Here is a 14,891-nt window from a genome sequence, read left to right as displayed (position 1 = left end):
CAGCGGTTTAGTACAATGGCCGCTATGTAAACCTCTACATAGCGGCCAGGAGCGGCTCAACGAGGAAATTCGCCGGCGGGAGCGCGTGATCCGCATCTTCCCCAACGACGAGTCAGCCTTGCGCCTGATCGGCGCTCTGCTGGCCGAACAGAACGAGGCTTGGCAGGAACGGAAGTACCTCGACATGGATGAATTCAAGGAGTGGGCGGCTTCCCGCGCCGCAGCTAGCGAGGGCAACAACGTTGTTGCCCTCGCTAGCTGAAAACCATTCGTCATTCATCGGATCGAAGAGTATTTACAGCAGATTTTGGACTTGACTCCCCGCAGAATCGCAGACACCGAGATCTTTGCAGAAAATGACGAGCAGGTAGTCGTGCCTACAGCGGTCACAGCAAACAAGAGTAGAGCTGTGATGGTTCTCCCAGAATTTGCTAGCCCTTGCGACGCAGACGCCCCGAGAGCTTCAGTCCATCACGAAAATTCAGCGTCATCAGGCTGAAGTTGGTGGCGCCCGCCACTAGCTCTACCACTTGCAGCGCATAAAAGGTCGCATTAATTTCGCCCGCAGCGGCCTTGTAGTACAAGTAAAAAGCGCAGGGCAACAGGATCAAGATTCCGTTGGCAGCTATGAGTTGCATGCGCTTTTTCTTGACCGCCAACAAGTTGCCTTTTCGCACGCGTGATAGCGCAAATCCGCTGCCACCGACAGCAGCCATGGCCGGAATCATGATCCACATGGCTTGGAGAATGCTGTGCTTGACCAGCACGACGGCTTCTTGCGACAAGAACAGCTCAGAGATCAGTGTGGATAACCAAAAGCTGGCAATGCACACCATCGCGATGGTTCCGGCAATAGGATGGATGGTTTTTTTCATGGGTGCCTTACTACAGTGTTTGGGTGATATCGCTTGCTTGTTCCGACACTTGGGGCTGTGCGACTGAATCCATTTGCGTAAGCAGTGACGCCAGAACCTCGCAAGCGCCTTCTAGTGCCGATGGTGCAATGTCCTTTGCCAACGACGCGCCACGCTTCTGCCACTCAGTGCTAATGCCGTCATAGGCGAGCTGCCCGCTCGGGCTCAGGCTGTAAACCGGCGCGCGTGCGTCGTTGGGATTGACCTGTTGGGTGAGCAGACCCATGGCGAGAAGTTGGTCGGTCTGCTTCAATGCCGCTTGTCGGGTAAGGCCCATGGCACGGCCGATGGACGCCGCCGACACAGGCTGGCAAGCCAGATCCACCGCGCCCAGAACCTTCCACTTGGCGCTGGTCAGGCCCCAAGGCGCGCAGAGCTGGTCGCCCTCCGAATTAAGCGCGCGCTGTACCTGAAAAACGAGCAGGCTCAGACGGGACATGAGATCGAGATTAGTCAAGATAGGGCCATAGTTCGACAATAAGTTGTCGAACTATGGCTGATTGACTATTGGTTGTCAATATGATTATTTGCCACACTTATCTGGACCATGGCTTGCTCGACACTGCGTTGATGCACTCTGGCGAACGGCAGCAAATACAGCATCACAGTCATCCAAGCGAGCGGCGTCTATGGCCGGAATGGGTCGACACCGGAAATAGCCCCACAACCGCGCCCCGACTGCCTCAAGTCGCACGCACTCCGCGCCCCACAAAGGCCACCCTCTCCGCTTTGACGTATCATCGGCCGATCCAACCCCGATGCTGCTCAAACGATGAAAACCGACACCCCGCAAACCATTTATCTCAAGGACTACACCCCGCCCGCCTTCCTGGTCGATACCGTCGACCTCGATTTCGTCATTGAAGCCGGCGGCACAACCGTCACCGCCACGCTGGCGCTGCGCCGCAATCCGGCCATCGCCGCGCAGCCTCTGATCCTCGATGGCGAGGAACTGGAAACGCTGAGTGTTGCGGTCGACGGCGAAAAAGTGCCTTTTTCCGTCACGCCGAACACGGTGACCATCGCCGATGTCCCCGACGCTTTCACGCTGCGCACCGTCGTCCGTATCGACCCCGACGCGAACACAGGCCTTTCCGGTTTCTATCGTTCCCGCGACGGTTATTTTACGCAGTGCGAGGCGCAGGGCTTCCGCCGCACCACCTGACTCCTCGACCGGCCGGATGTCATGTCGAGCTACACCGTGCGCTGCACGCCGGCGATTTCTTGGTCCGCGAACAGACAAGGGGCCCGCCCTTCGGCATCCTGCCCGGCCAGACCGACGCCATGCTGACACCCGAGTTCGAACTTATCGAGGATGCTGCGGTCGACGACTCGATTCCGGTGTTTTTGGGGCGGGAATGCGGCGGGTTTGGCGGCGACGGTAGCTGAAGGCACATGGCTACTGTCGGCCATCAAGAGACCTTCAGGCACAGAAAAATTGCCGCAACGAAGGACCGGTAAATGATAGCAAACCCGTCACTCGATTTTCTGGCTTGTTGGCTTGGGCTTCGGCCAGAATTGACGGCGTACTTTTCGCCAATCAGATCCTCAATGTAGTGGTTACCGGTCAGGCGACGGCAAATATTTCGGCTTCAAAACACCCCACGAGGTCTTTACCAAACAGCTACACTCGCGTCATAACGTCGTTGCACTTCAGAGTTAAATCCACCTATCAATTCGTCGAATATATTTCCCAATATCCCTCCGGAATCGACAGGATGAGGCGTTTCAACTTGCCTTCCCGCCGATCCGGACGCATGAACTGCCAGAATTACTTTTTCATCTCGTCTTTGCCCATGCTGTCTTTGGCCATCGAATCTTTCGTCATGGCATTCTTCGTCATGTGATCCTTGGTTATCGTATCTTTTTTCATTCCTTCTTTGGCCATCTGATCCTTGGCCATCGTTTCCTTCTTCATGCCGTCCTTGGCCATGCCATCGGCCATGGCATCCTTCTTCATTGCATCCTCTGCGAAAGCCGTGCTGCCGGCGATCAGAAGACAGGCGGCGAATAGGGTGGAAGTGATCTTTTTCATGGTGAACTCCATTGAGATTGGTGATTGAACGGCAAGATGCCGGGTATTCAGGGCAGCCGAGCGGGATTGCTCAACTACCGCCGAACCAGTTGTACCCCTGGTCTTCCCAATAGCCCCCGGGGTAAGTGTTGGTGACAAAAATTGCCTGAATGTGTTTGGGATTCTTGTAACCGAGCTTGGTCGGCATGCGCAGTTTCATTGGAAAACCATAGCGAGGTGGCAGCGGCTGACTATCATAGGTAAGCGTCAGCAACGTCTGCGGGTGCAGCGCCGTCGGCATATCAATGCTGGTGTAGTAATCGTCGGCACATTTAAAACCGACGTACTTGGCGCTGAGATCGGCACCGATCCGGCGTAGAAAGCTGGCGAACGGGACGCCGCCCCATTTGCCAATGGCGCTCCAGCCTTCGACACAGATATGGCGCGTTACCTGATCGGTCTGCGGCAGGGCTCGCAATTCGGCCAGTGTCCATGGATGCTTGTCGGCCATGATGCCGTTCACCTCCAGGCGATAGCCCGCTTCGTCCACCTCGGGTATCTCGTCTTCGTCATAGTAGGCATTGAACGGAAACGGACGCGTGATCATTGAGTCCGGGTAAGTCGGGGCAAGGCGGTTCGGGTCGAACAACCAGCCCTGCACCTTGTCGTTGAATCGGGAGACTTTCATCAGCGCAATCTCAACGCTGCTCTCATCGACAATGGCGCAACCGCTCAGCAGCGACAGTCCACCGAGAGTCAGGGAGCGCTGCAAGAATGCGCGCCGAGTTGGCTGCTGGAGATGGTGTCCGATGTCTTTAATGGCATCCTTGAGCACAAGATCGCCGTCAATGGCGAGGCGCTGGGAGGCTTTCTTGATCATCGCTGTCCCTTTCTAACGTCCGCGGATCATGGCCAGCAGCGTGCTGGGAACCAGCGCCACCATCAGGAGATGAACGCTGAAAAATGCTACCAAGGCCGACATGCCGAGGAAATGAACCCGCCGCGCCGATTCGTAGCCGCCGAGCAGTTCACGGAGCAGCGGAAACTGCACCGATTTCCAAAGCACCAGGCCGGACAGGACGAGCAACAGCAAATCCGCCATCACAAATAGGTAGGCACCACGCTGCACCATGTTGTAGTGGTGCAGATCGGCATGAGACAACCGACCTTTCAGTGCGGCCAGTACATCTGCCAGCAGTGTGCGCAGCGAAAGGGGAAAGAACTTGTCGCGCAATCGGCCGCCGATAATGTTGCACGCAAGGTAAATCAGCCCATTGCCGGCCAGTACCCACATCGCGGCGAAATGCCATTGAATCGCCCCACCAAGCCAACCGCCAAGGGTTATGTTGCCGGGAATGACAAAATCGAAGACAGGGGAAGCGTTATAGATCTTCCAGCCGCTCATGGACATAACGATGACCGCGACCGCGTTGATCCAGTGCGTAATGCGCACCCAGCGCGGGTGAATCAGGCGGGCATCATTATCCATCTTGGTCTCTTCTCTTTTTTCCACTTGGGTGTGCGTTGTGAAAGGTAGTTCGGTGACAATTGGCTAATGGTTACAAGCTCAGGCAAAATTTGTTTGGTGAAGACCAGGCTCGTCTTTTTTCCGGTCGCTGTAACCAATGGCGTCAATGCAACGAACAACTAGAGAAGAAGGGTTTCGCGCGAAGGAAGATCGCCTCAAGGATCAACTGCTGCGCGGGCTTGCCGGGGACAACGCGGCCTACCGGATGTTCTTGACGGAATTGAGCACTCATTTGCGCGCCTTCCTGCGGAAACGTCTTTTCCGCCTGCCTGACGAAGTGGAGGATTTGGTGCAGGAATCGCTCCTGGCAATACACAACCAGCGCCATACCTATGATGCCGGGCAACCCCTGTCGGCTTGGGTTCAGGCCATCGCCCGCTACAAGCTCGTAGATCTGTTTCGTCGGCGGGCCGCTCATGAACAGTTGAACGATCCCCTGGACGACGAAATGGAAATTTTCTCGGTGGCGGATTCGGAAGCAAGCGAAGCACGACGGGATTTGCACAAGTTGCTTTCCGAATTACCCGAGCAACAAAGGCTGCCCATCATTCACACCAAACTGGAAGGCTTATCGGTGAAAGAAACAGCGAAAATGACTGGCATGTCGGAGTCGGCGATCAAGGTTGGCGTACATCGGGGCCTGAAGGCCCTAGCAGCAAAGATTAGAGGCACTTTATGAAAACGGATGATCTGGTCAACATGCTGGCAACCGGCGGCGGCACGATGACCGCAACGGCCATAGGACGGCGCTACGCGACGTCGATTGGCTGGGGCATGCTCGGCGCGATCTTGCTAATGCTTGTGTTGTTGAGAACCCGGCATGATCTCGTCCAGGCAACCTCGCTACCGATGTTCTGGATAAAACTGGCATTCTCCGGCGCTCTTGCAGGGGGCAGCCTGTTTGCCACAATGCGATTGTCGCGTCCTGGCGCGCGACTCGAATGGCTGCCGCTGGCAGTTTTTTTGCCGGTCCTGACCATTTGGACTATCGCGACTTATTCATACTTCGACGCGGAACCCGTTGAGCGCTCGAAACTGCTCTTCGGCGAAACATGGAAAATCTGTCCGTTACTGATTGCCATGCTTTCGATCCCGGTGTTCGTGGCGGTGATACGGGCCATGCGGGATCTAGCGCCGACCCGGCCGCGCCTGGCCGGCTTCACCGCGGGATTGCTGTCTGGAGCGATTGCCGCTGTCGTCTATTGCCTTCACTGCCCGGAGATGGGTGCGCCGTTTATCGGTGTTTGGTACCTGCTTGGCATCCTCATCCCCGCATGCATAGGAGCTTTGTTGGGGTCAGCTCTTCTACGCTGGTAGACGTATGGGGGAGGCGGCGGATTTCGAACTCATATCGGAAATTGATCAGTTGAATTGCCAATCGCAGCAATGACCAAACTTGAGAAGTCGATCTCAGGAGCTTGAGCGGCCGCTTCCTGATCAATGGGCAGTCTTTGGTCTCCCCCGAGAATTCAGGGGACGAATTTCCGCATCTGTTAAGGCTTGTTCGATGCCCGCCTGTACGCGCAGGGCATTTAGTCACTAACCAGTTCAATCATCACAAATCATGAGAAGAATTCAGGATGCGCAAGCCATGGTTGGCACTATGTTGAAGCGGGTCAATGAGCAGGCCGCAGCGACGACTGAACGCCCCAATCGAGTGAGGTAGTAGCGATAGGTATGAGTGACTTTCTTGATCAAGCCGAGCGTACGCAGTCGGGCAAGTTGGCGCGACATGGCGGACGGAGTGAGCTTCAGATAGCTGAGAAGATCGGCACGACGCCAACCGTGAATGTTGAACTCGCCGCGTTGCATGGTTTGCAGCAAGGCTTTCTCGGCAGGATCAAAGAAGTTCACCCTTTGACACCGGGAGCCGCCCCCAACCGTGGCATGCTCAATCGCTCCAAGTCACGCTCGCCGGCACTGGGGTCATCGAGGCTGGAGAGGAACGCCAGGTAACGTTGGTTGCAGCCGAGCAGGATGTCGCGCAGGTCGATCAGGCTATAGATTGTCTTCTTCAGGGGCGCCAATTCTCGGGTGGCGTGCCTGTCCTTGTGTTCCACCTTGCGGTGGTGTTTGAAGAAACTCACGTCATTGACGGTCGTTTCGACCCGCAGTACGCGGGAGAATTTGTCATACACCTTGACGCCAGCGGCGCCCATGGTGTGCTTGATGCAGCGCCCCTCGATACGGGTGGACAACCGGGAACCGATCTCCTGGGCCAGTTGTGGCGTGACCTTCTTGCCCAGAAAGCTGGAGACGCGTTCTGCGTTGGCGGCCAAGACCGCTTGGCGCGAAATGGCGTCATACAGTGGAACCCATATCTGCTCACTGCGAAACATCAGGTCGGTGGAGTATTCGACTTGGCGCAGGCTCCAGTGATACGAGGATCCAAAGACGTCAAGCACTGGGCACAACCACTGCGCATAGCGATCCAGTCGCGGGTGAAGTACGTCGGGACTGAACGCATCCGCCAGCGCCTGCGCCTGCGCGATGTCGGCGACACGCAGGAAGGCGTTGTCCTGCTGGAGGAAGTCGATCCTTTCTCGCGTCAGAGTTCTTGCCAGAGCGCTGTGACCATTACAGTAGAACTGCAACCCGAACGGTGCCCACGTCGGCACACGCAGGTAGCACAACCCCAGTTCCTCGTCGATGAAATAGAAGTAGTAGTGCAGGCACTTGCCTTGATCGGGGCGCAGGTAAGTCTTGCCACTGCCTTTGTCATGCCACGGTTTGTAGCTCGGACAGGCTTCCATGGCCGAGAGCACATGCACCAAACCCGGTGCGTCGCCGCGACCGGCGAGCACTCGCGCGACCAACTCTTCCTTGCGAATATGGCTTTTGCTGACGTGCGCGATTTCAATACCCGCCGCCAGACACACCTCCTGCGCACGCTCACGAATGCGATCTCGCAGCGGCTCGGCAAATCGCGGGTAGTCGAATACCCGAATTCCGTGCGTGTACAAATAACTCGTCATTCCTGCCGCGTAGCACGCACCAGGCAGCGTGCCGGTGATAATGATCCGGTCAAAGCACGAAAGCACGCCATGCATGTTCGTCGCGTATCGTTCCGCCAGAGCCATCGCCAACATGATCGCCTCCTCGGTCATTCGTCAGGCTTCTATCGTAATACCTGTTTGGTTCCGGCTCGTCCGGCTTAGGAAGTGACGAACCCAATGAAATGGCGGTGAAATCGCCGTTTGCCTTACGGTATACGCTGACCTGACCTTGCAGCCTTGTGCGGCAGCAATAGTTCAGTAACCGGCCTCATGACAACTGCAATGTCGATGTCCACAGAAGGTCGACACCGGAAATAGCCCCACAACCGCGCCCCGACTGCCTCAAGTCGCACACACCCCGCGCCCGACAAAAGCCGCCCTCTCCGCTTTGACGTATCATCGGCCGATCCAACCCTGATGCTGCTCAAACAATGAAAACCGACACCCCGCCAACCATTTATCTCAAGGACTACACCCCGCCCGCATTCCTGGTCGATACCGTCGACCTCGATTTCGTAATTGAAGCCGGCGGCACAACCGTCACCGCCACGCTGACGATGCGCCGCAACCCGGCCATCGCCCCGCAACCGCTGGTGCTCGACGGTGAGGAACTGAAAACCTTGAGTGTGCGGTCGACGGCGAAAAAGTGCCTTATTCCGCGACGCCGAACACGCTGACCATCGCCGAAGTTCCCTATGCCCTTACGCTGCGCACCGTCGTCCGCATCGCCCCGGATGCGAACACCGACCTTTTCGGCCTCTACCGTTCCCGTGACGGTTATTTCACGCAGTGCGAGGCGCAGGGATTCCGCCGCATTTCCTGCCCGGATGTCATGTCAAGCTACACCGTGCGCTGCACGCCGGCGATTTCTCGGTCCGCGAACAGACAAGGGGCCCGCCCTTCGGCATCCTGCCCGGCCAGACCGGCGTCATGCTGACACTCGCGTTCGAACGCATCGAGGATGCTGCGGTCGACGACTCGATTCCGGTATTTTTGGAGTGGGAATGCAGGCGAGTTTGGCAGCGAAGGTAGCTGAAGGCACATGACTACTGTCGGCCATGAAGAGACGTTCGCTCACCTCGGAAATTGACAAAAAGAAAGGCGGCAACAACCCAGAGAGCCGCCATTCAACAACTTGCCAATCTCCTGGAGTTCGGCTTTTGCGGTCATTAGCGGAAACGCAAAACTTCTGACACACCCTCCCTTGTGCAAGGCTAAAGTCGTTCAGTGACGAGAAGACGCACCTCAGGCCGGTTGAACCGGAATTGAGTTACGAACTGATCTAACTTTTAATCAGGTCATCAATCTGGTTCAGGATTTGCTTATCGTTCGCTCAACTGCAGCCTCTAACTGGCCAAGAAATTGCCTATCAACTGATTCCAGAACATGGTTCAAGTTCCAAAGCAGACTGTGGCGAATCTCCTCGCGAGGGCTTGAGCAACCCAACCAGTTACCATTAACGACATCAATAGGAGCAAGTCTGTTAGAGAGCAGGGCAATAGAGTTCCTCTCAATATATGCTCGATCACTTTTTGGCCCAGGCTCATCGGGTACTTCCACCCATAACACAGTCATGCTGCCGAGATATTCCGATACACTCTTCTCCAAGGCCAGTTCATCTGCCTTGGTAGTCGTGTCTTGACGAACCTCTATAGGAGCAGATGCACCACGACCCCACGTCGGAAGCGATTCTCCGTTGCGAGCAAGCAATGCGGCTCCAACGTGCAGGCGAAAAACCGAGCTGCGGTGATTGCCATCACCAATTCGGTTCCCTCGATGTGTTCTCAATCGGTTCCATAAGGTTGCCTTAGCTCCAATGCTAACAGCATGTGTGCCCACTCTAACGATCCTCGGCGTCAGCGGGGACGATGAACGATACTCTCCCGGTTCACGAAAGAAATAGACCCCCCTCGCTGGCAACCCTGACTTCGAACTTAATTCCCTGAGCGGAACCCCTTGGTTTTCCAATGCGTCCAGTTTAGCGAGGATAGCGTAAAACCTGTCGAGGTGAACGAGGGCATCAGTCATCAACTGTGTTCCTTCAACCACCTGAGCTGACGGCCGAAAGATAGGCCGGCCAACGGGACTTCAACCTCGTATCCCTCCTTTATCAGAGCCGGGATGATCCCATCGCGATAGCGCTTTCCAGCAAGAATAATCACAGCAGTCCCCGCCACGAGAGTCTCACTCAACTGCTGTACAACCCGCGCCGACCATTGGCTCCTTGCCGCTTTGCCCATCTTGTTGAGTGTCTTTTCGTAAGGTGCGATTACTTCATCGGGACTGAGAACGCCATGCTCTGCTGAGAGAATGAACCATGCATCCGCGTTCTGCTCGGCGTATCTGCGCATCCCCTGAAAAAGCTGGGATGCATATAGATCACAGGCGGGCGAAGGCACCTCTCGCTTCGACTTTACGCACGATACGAGGGCCACTTTCTTTGCCATGACATACGTTCCTCAATTCGAATTCATGCGAATCGACTTGGCCTTGATTGCAGTCAGCGACTGACTGCCTTGCCTTGCGATTGCCCGTGTTTGTCGTAAAGCTCAGTCGTGTTGCCCCGAGTGACCTTCTTGCCTTCATAATTCCCCTGTTTGTCATAGAGGCGAGTTGTATCCCCGCGAGTCTCTGACTTGCCGACATAGTGGCCCTGCTTGTCGTATATTCGGGTCTCGCTTCCACGCTCATTCGTTCCTGCCTCAACGGTCGAGGCAAGCACATAATGGCAGCGACAAAGATGAACTTTTTCATGTGGCAATCATAGATGAAAGCGATTTCCTCTGGGGCCGCCGGCGAACGAGGAGACAGAAATGTTCGATGATTTCTTTTTGCTTGAGCGAGAAGGCGAACCAGCCGTGCGTGCCGAAAGGCTCGCTTTTGGTGAGACCTCGGGTCGTAACGAAACGTGGCTGCGCGATACGCTATTCGAACATCCAGAACTTCTGCCGTTAAAGGACATCGACCCATCGTTTGGACCGCTAATTCCATTATGCAAGGAGCTCCAAACTGAAGCCGGACCGCTGGACATTGCCTTCATCAACCAATACGGCCGCTTGACGCTGGTCGAATGCAAACTCTGGCGTAACCCGGAAGCAAGACGAAAAGTGGTCGCACAGGTTCTGGATTATGCGCGGGCGATCAGTCGCTGGTCGTATTCCGATTTGCAGCGACAAGTGGCGTCAGTACTCGGACGCAAGGGCAATATTCCCTTTGAACTTGTCCAAGCCGTTATGCCGGGCCTGAAAGAGCAGGAGTTCGTGGACAATGCCTATAGCGCGATGCGATCGGGCAGATTCCTTCTCTTGATCGCGGGCGATGGCATCCGGGAAGACGTTGGCGCACTTGCAGAACTGATCAACCGCAATGCTGCATCTGGCTTCGCATTCAGCCTGGTCGAGGTCGCTCTATATGGGTTTGAAGACGGTGGGATAGTTGTCCAGCCGCGTGCCATCGCAAAGACGCAAATAATCGAACGTACGGTGGTTCTGATTCGCGAATCCGGAAGACTTGAAGTCGTATCGGAAGAAGATGAACTTGGAACGGAAGCATCTGCCGGGCAGGTCGACAGATCGACCGACAGGAACGAGCTTGGCGAAAGTCCAAAACAGGCTGAATATCGTGCGTGGTGGAAACAGGTTCTTGAAATGCAGTTCGACGACCCCGACCAAGAGCCCCCGAAGTTGTACTGGCCTAACAATGTACGCGTGATGCTTCCCTGGCCGCAGATTTGGATAACCGCCTATCGACTCGGCGGTGATGCCGGAAAAATCGGGGTCTTTCTGGGCGGACGTAGACCAGGCTACACAGAGATGATCGAAGCCCTGGCCCAGCAAAGCGAAGAAATACTTGCCGAACTGCCCGAAAATACCGCCTTCAGGCTTGGTATCGGCGGTGGTGAATTTACGTTTGCAACGCAGTTGCCCGCCTCGGATTTCCCTGATGATGAATTGAAGAAACGTTAGTTCGAGGAAACTCTTAACGCTTACGTCAATGCGATTCGACCAAGGCTCAAGAAACTCATGCAAGAGCGACAGAACGAGCAAGTTTGAGATCGACATGAGCGTGGATAGATTCGACTGATAGCACAAAAAATGACGAGAATCAGTGAAAACACGAATGCCCACATTGCAGGAAATTGACGCATTAATCTCGTTTCTGCCACGACTGTACGCCCAAGGGTTTACACCCATCAGGGGATGGGGCGGCGGAACCACAGATGAGAACGGCGTTATTACTCTGTCTTGGCCAGAATACGACGAGGTTGTTGAGGAATTTTTCCGGATTGCTTCCAGAGAATGCTGGAGTGACTATGCCTATAGTCCTGAAGTGGCAGGCCGAATGCTTGAAGACGACGAAGTTGTGAATACCGCCGATCTTGCCCAAATCAAGACAATGCTGACATATTGTGTTCGTGGGGAGCGGTTTTGTGAAGGACATTGGTCCGCAATGATCGAAGATGGCGATGTTCGCCGATTGCTTCAGCGGCTTGCCGAACTCGGATCATGAAATGCTTAAAAGGACGCGCCACCTGATAACGTCAGTCGACATCCATTGTCGAGCCTGTACGAACCGTTGCGCTTTTGAATCGCGAGCAGCATGCGTCCCTTTACCACCACAAGGCTGCCATTCAATTTTCACCAATCCCAATGGCCGCAGTGGGTCGACACCGGAAATAGCCCCACAACCGCGCCCCGACTGCCTCAAGTCGCACACACCCCGCGCCCCATAAAAGCCGCCCTCTCCGCTTTGACGTATCATCGGCCGATCCAACCCCGATGCTGCTCAAACGATGAAAACCGACACCCCGCAAACCATCTATCTCAAGGACTACACCCCGCCCGCCTTCCTGGTCGATAGCGTCGACCTCGATTTCGTCATTGAAGGTGGTGGCACGACCGTCACCACCACGCTGGCGATGCGCCGCAACCCGGCCGTTGCCGCGCAGCCGCTGGTGCTCGATGGCGAGGAACTGGAAACGCTGAGTGTTGCGGTCGACGGCGAAAAAGTGCCGTTTTCCGCGACACCGAATACGCTGACCATCGCCGACGTTCCCGATGCCTTCACGCTGCAGACCGTCGTCCGCATCGAACCCGACGCGAACACCGGCCTGTCCGGCCTCTACCGTTCCCACGACGGCTATTTCACGCAGTGCGAGGCGCAGGGATTCCGCCGCATCACCTGGTTTCTCGACCGGCCGGACGTGATGTCCACGTACAGCGTGACGCTGCACGCCGACAAGGTGAAGTTCCCGGTGCTGCTCGCCAACGGTAATCCGGTCGCTGCCGGCGAAGAGGCTGACGGCCGGCATTGGACTAAATGGGAAGATCCGTTCAGGAAGCCGGCCTACCTGTTCGCTGTCGTCGCTGGCAAGCTCGATGTGTTGCGCGACAGTTTCCATACCGCTTCCGGGCGCGATGTGCAGCTCGCCATCTACGTCGAGCCGGGCAAGCTCGACCAGTGCCCGCATGCGATGGAAGCGCTGAAGAAATCGATGCGCTGGGACGAGGACCGCTTCGGCCTCGAATGCGATCTCGACCACTACATGATCGTCGCCGTTGGCGATTTCAACATGGGCGCGATGGAAAACAAGGGTCTCAACATCTTCAACACGAAGTATGTGCTGGCGCGCAGCGACGTCGCCACCGACGTCGATTTCGAGAACATCGACCGCGTCGTCGCCCACGAGTATTTCCACAACTGGACCGGCAACCGCGTCACCTGCCGCGACTGGTTCCAGCTTTCGCTGAAGGAAGGCCTGACCGTCTTCCGCGATCAGGAATTCGGCGCCGACCTGCATAACCGCTCGATCGCCCGCATCCGCGAGGTACGCGGCCTGCGCGCCGCCCAGTTCCCGGAAGATGCCGGACCGATGGCGCACCCGATCCGCCCGGCCAGCTTCGTCGAAATCAACAATTTCTACACGGCGACCGTCTATGAAAAGGGCGCCGAAGTCATCCGCATGATCCAGACCCTGATCGGCCGTGAGGCTTTTCGTGCCGGCATGGACGAATACTTCCGCCGTCACGACGGCCAGGCCGTGACCTGCGAGGATTTCGTTGCCGCGATGAGCGCCGCCAGTGGTTTCGATTTCAGTCAGTTCATGCGCTGGTACAACCAACCCGGGACGCCGCATGTTGCGGTCGACGGCTATTTCGATGCCGAATCGAAAACCTATACGCTGACCTGCACGCAAGCCAACCGCCGCGCTTCGGACGATGCCCCTTACCTTATCCCGATTCGCGTCGCGCTGTTCACCGAAGCCGGCGAACTGATCGCCGGCAGAGAACGTCTGCTGCACCTGACCGCAACGACGCAATCCTTCGTTTTCAACGACCTCGTCTCCGAGCCTATCCCCTCGCTGCTACGCGATTTCTCGGCGCCGGTGATCCTCGATTTCGACTACACACCGGCCCAGCTGGCCGTGCTGCTCGCCCACGAAAGCGACCCGTTCAACGCCTGGGAGGCCGGGCAACGTCTGGCTACGCAACTGATCCTCGACGCTACCGCGGCCATCGCCGCCGGCGAGACACCGCTCTGGCCAGCCGATTTTATCGACGCCATACGCCGCCTGTTGCAGGCGCAAGCCGCCCGCGGCGCTGCCTTCGTCGCCGAAGCGCTCAGCCTGCCCGGCGAATCGACGCTCGCCGAAATGCTCGACATCGTCGACCCGGACGCCCTGCACGCCGCCCGCAACGGCCTGCGCCACCACTTGGCTGAACAACTGGAAAAGGAGTTTTTTGGCCTGTATTCGGCGTTGACCGTCAGCGAGCCTTATGCGCCGAGCAGCGAACAGGCCGGCCGCCGGGCGCTGCGTAACTTGTGCCTTTCTTACCTGCTCGAACTCGATACGCCGGCGGTCCGCGCCCTGGCGCTCAAGCAATTCGAGTCGGCCGACAACATGACCGACCAGTTCGCAGCGCTGGCCGCACTGGCCAACGTCAATGCTGCCGACTGCCCGGAACGCTCCACGGCGCTGGCCGAATTCTACGCCCGCTGGCAGGGTGAAGCTCTCGTCGTCGACAAGTGGCTGGCCGTGCAATCGACCAGCCGGCGTCCCGAAACGCTGGCCACGGTCAAGACACTAACCACGCACCCGGCCTTTGACCTCGCCAATCCGAACAAGATTTATGCGCTGATCCGCGCCTTCGGCGCCAATCTGGTGCGCTTCAACGCTGCCGACGGCAGCGGCTATGCCTTCATGGCCGAGCAGATTCTGGCGCTGCACGACCGCAATCCGCAGGTTGCCTCGCGCCTGGCCCGCTGCTTCGACCGCTGGCAAAAGTTCGATGCCAACCGGCAGGCACATGCCAGAGTGGCGCTGGAACGCATTCGCGACCACGACGGCCTGTCGCGCGATGTGCTGGAGGTGGTGAGCCGGGCACTCGTCTGATCGCTAACGGGGCAGTCAGCCCGCCCCGTTATTGCTCAAGTTTGTG

At 56.9% G+C, this 14,891-nt stretch carries 16 protein-coding genes and 3 pseudogenes; 9 read left to right on the top strand and 10 right to left on the bottom strand.

Features of this window, described 5'->3' with window-relative positions:
* Positions 1–46 precede the first annotated feature (46 nt).
* A pseudogene (locus IPP03_15565) lies at positions 47–262 on the top strand (transposase).
* A 169-nt stretch (positions 263–431) separates the two neighbouring features.
* On the opposite strand, the gene IPP03_15560 reads toward IPP03_15565, so the two are convergent.
* Positions 432–875 carry a hypothetical protein gene (locus tag IPP03_15560; protein MBL0353995.1) on the bottom strand — a complete coding sequence of 148 codons (444 nt, stop codon included), beginning with the start codon at positions 873–875 and terminating at the stop codon, positions 432–434.
* A gap of 10 nt (positions 876–885) precedes the next feature.
* Complete coding sequence (locus tag IPP03_15555) at positions 886–1,371, bottom strand: winged helix-turn-helix transcriptional regulator (GenBank protein MBL0353994.1); 486 nt, start codon at positions 1,369–1,371, stop codon at positions 886–888.
* 315 nt (positions 1,372–1,686) lie between these two features.
* On the opposite strand from IPP03_15555, the pseudogene pepN (IPP03_15550) reads away from it, so the two are divergent.
* Positions 1,687–2,076, top strand: a pseudogene (gene pepN, locus IPP03_15550) (aminopeptidase N).
* 32 nt (positions 2,077–2,108) lie between these two features.
* On the opposite strand, the gene IPP03_15545 reads toward pepN (IPP03_15550), so the two are convergent.
* The 4 genes from IPP03_15545 to IPP03_15530 form a co-directional block, all read right to left on the bottom strand.
* Entirely contained in the window at positions 2,109–2,327 is a 219-nt protein-coding gene (locus tag IPP03_15545; protein MBL0353993.1) for a hypothetical protein, read from the bottom strand.
* A gap of 358 nt (positions 2,328–2,685) precedes the next feature.
* Positions 2,686–2,949: a pentapeptide MXKDX repeat protein gene (locus tag IPP03_15540; protein ID MBL0353992.1), complete on the bottom strand. Its 264-nt coding sequence runs from the start codon at positions 2,947–2,949 to the stop codon at positions 2,686–2,688.
* Between the two features lie 70 nt (positions 2,950–3,019).
* The gene (locus tag IPP03_15535; protein ID MBL0353991.1) at positions 3,020–3,808 is read right to left on the bottom strand and encodes a molybdopterin-dependent oxidoreductase; all 789 of its coding nucleotides are present in this window, start codon (positions 3,806–3,808) and stop codon (positions 3,020–3,022) included.
* A gap of 12 nt (positions 3,809–3,820) precedes the next feature.
* A complete protein-coding gene (locus IPP03_15530; protein MBL0353990.1) occupies positions 3,821–4,417 on the bottom strand; it encodes a cytochrome b/b6 domain-containing protein in 597 nt (198 codons plus the stop codon).
* Between the two features lie 145 nt (positions 4,418–4,562).
* On the opposite strand from IPP03_15530, the gene IPP03_15525 reads away from it, so the two are divergent.
* Together IPP03_15525 and IPP03_15520 are read left to right on the top strand one after the other, a co-directional pair.
* Positions 4,563–5,135: a sigma-70 family RNA polymerase sigma factor gene (locus IPP03_15525; GenBank protein ID MBL0353989.1), complete on the top strand. Its 573-nt coding sequence runs from the start codon at positions 4,563–4,565 to the stop codon at positions 5,133–5,135.
* Positions 5,132–5,773, top strand: coding sequence for a DUF1109 domain-containing protein (locus IPP03_15520; protein ID MBL0353988.1), 642 nt, complete (start codon positions 5,132–5,134; stop codon positions 5,771–5,773). Before IPP03_15525 ends, IPP03_15520 begins: the two co-directional genes overlap by 4 nt.
* A 258-nt stretch (positions 5,774–6,031) precedes the next feature.
* Here the strand turns inward: IPP03_15520 and IPP03_15515 are convergent, their stop codons facing one another.
* Positions 6,032–6,310, bottom strand: a complete 279-nt coding sequence (locus tag IPP03_15515) for an ArsR family transcriptional regulator (protein MBL0353987.1) — start codon at positions 6,308–6,310, stop codon at positions 6,032–6,034.
* Positions 6,307–7,563: a MarR family transcriptional regulator gene (locus tag IPP03_15510; GenBank protein MBL0353986.1), complete on the bottom strand. Its 1,257-nt coding sequence runs from the start codon at positions 7,561–7,563 to the stop codon at positions 6,307–6,309. The genes IPP03_15515 and IPP03_15510 overlap by 4 nt, the downstream gene beginning before the upstream one ends.
* A 320-nt stretch (positions 7,564–7,883) precedes the next feature.
* On the opposite strand from IPP03_15510, the gene IPP03_15505 reads away from it, so the two are divergent.
* Both IPP03_15505 and IPP03_15500 read left to right on the top strand, forming a co-directional pair.
* Entirely contained in the window at positions 7,884–8,129 is a 246-nt protein-coding gene (locus IPP03_15505) for a hypothetical protein (GenBank protein ID MBL0353985.1), read from the top strand.
* Positions 8,099–8,389, top strand: a complete 291-nt coding sequence (locus IPP03_15500; protein MBL0353984.1) for a hypothetical protein — start codon at positions 8,099–8,101, stop codon at positions 8,387–8,389. The genes IPP03_15505 and IPP03_15500 overlap by 31 nt, the downstream gene beginning before the upstream one ends.
* Before the next feature lie 374 nt (positions 8,390–8,763).
* Here the strand turns inward: IPP03_15500 and IPP03_15495 are convergent, their stop codons facing one another.
* Positions 8,764–9,480, bottom strand: a complete 717-nt coding sequence (locus IPP03_15495) for a hypothetical protein (GenBank protein ID MBL0353983.1) — start codon at positions 9,478–9,480, stop codon at positions 8,764–8,766.
* Complete coding sequence (locus tag IPP03_15490; protein MBL0353982.1) at positions 9,480–9,899, bottom strand: hypothetical protein; 420 nt, start codon at positions 9,897–9,899, stop codon at positions 9,480–9,482. The genes IPP03_15495 and IPP03_15490 overlap by 1 nt, the downstream gene beginning before the upstream one ends.
* A 366-nt stretch (positions 9,900–10,265) precedes the next feature.
* Between IPP03_15490 and IPP03_15485 the strand changes: the two are divergent.
* The 3 genes and pseudogenes from IPP03_15485 to pepN (IPP03_15475) all read left to right on the top strand — a co-directional run bounded on the left by IPP03_15485 (position 10,266) and on the right by pepN (IPP03_15475) (position 14,845).
* Positions 10,266–11,504, top strand: a pseudogene (locus tag IPP03_15485) (hypothetical protein).
* A gap of 67 nt (positions 11,505–11,571) precedes the next feature.
* The gene (locus tag IPP03_15480) at positions 11,572–11,961 is read left to right on the top strand and encodes a hypothetical protein (protein ID MBL0353981.1); all 390 of its coding nucleotides are present in this window, start codon (positions 11,572–11,574) and stop codon (positions 11,959–11,961) included.
* A gap of 283 nt (positions 11,962–12,244) precedes the next feature.
* Positions 12,245–14,845, top strand: coding sequence for an aminopeptidase N (pepN, locus tag IPP03_15475; protein ID MBL0353980.1), 2,601 nt, complete (start codon positions 12,245–12,247; stop codon positions 14,843–14,845).
* Positions 14,846–14,891 lie beyond the last annotated feature (46 nt).

It is taken from the genome of Candidatus Dechloromonas phosphoritropha (assembly GCA_016722705.1).
In the GTDB taxonomy this organism is placed as follows: Bacteria; Pseudomonadota; Gammaproteobacteria; order Burkholderiales; family Rhodocyclaceae; genus Azonexus; species Azonexus phosphoritrophus.
The sequence above is the reverse complement of the archived record's forward strand: the minus strand, read 5'-3'. Positions and strand labels throughout refer to the sequence as shown.

What these genes read in the sequence shown, in the direction of transcription:
- IPP03_15535 (MBL0353991.1), bottom strand. Translation starts at nt 3,808, where the DNA reads ATGATCAAGAAAGCCTCCCAGCGCCTCGCCATTGACGGCGATCTTGTG.
- IPP03_15540 (MBL0353992.1), bottom strand. Translation starts at nt 2,949, where the DNA reads ATGAAAAAGATCACTTCCACCCTATTCGCCGCCTGTCTTCTGATCGCC.
- IPP03_15530 (MBL0353990.1), bottom strand. Translation starts at nt 4,417, where the DNA reads ATGGATAATGATGCCCGCCTGATTCACCCGCGCTGGGTGCGCATTACG.
- IPP03_15545 (MBL0353993.1), bottom strand. Translation starts at nt 2,327, where the DNA reads ATGGCCGACAGTAGCCATGTGCCTTCAGCTACCGTCGCCGCCAAACCC.
- IPP03_15560 (MBL0353995.1), bottom strand. Translation starts at nt 875, where the DNA reads ATGAAAAAAACCATCCATCCTATTGCCGGAACCATCGCGATGGTGTGC.
- IPP03_15480 (MBL0353981.1), top strand. Translation starts at nt 11,572, where the DNA reads ATGCCCACATTGCAGGAAATTGACGCATTAATCTCGTTTCTGCCACGA.
- IPP03_15490 (MBL0353982.1), bottom strand. Translation starts at nt 9,899, where the DNA reads ATGGCAAAGAAAGTGGCCCTCGTATCGTGCGTAAAGTCGAAGCGAGAG.
- pepN (MBL0353980.1), top strand. Translation starts at nt 12,245, where the DNA reads ATGAAAACCGACACCCCGCAAACCATCTATCTCAAGGACTACACCCCG.
- IPP03_15495 (MBL0353983.1), bottom strand. Translation starts at nt 9,480, where the DNA reads ATGACTGATGCCCTCGTTCACCTCGACAGGTTTTACGCTATCCTCGCT.
- IPP03_15505 (MBL0353985.1), top strand. Translation starts at nt 7,884, where the DNA reads ATGAAAACCGACACCCCGCCAACCATTTATCTCAAGGACTACACCCCG.
- IPP03_15520 (MBL0353988.1), top strand. Translation starts at nt 5,132, where the DNA reads ATGAAAACGGATGATCTGGTCAACATGCTGGCAACCGGCGGCGGCACG.
- IPP03_15525 (MBL0353989.1), top strand. Translation starts at nt 4,563, where the DNA reads ATGCAACGAACAACTAGAGAAGAAGGGTTTCGCGCGAAGGAAGATCGC.
- IPP03_15510 (MBL0353986.1), bottom strand. Translation starts at nt 7,563, where the DNA reads ATGACCGAGGAGGCGATCATGTTGGCGATGGCTCTGGCGGAACGATAC.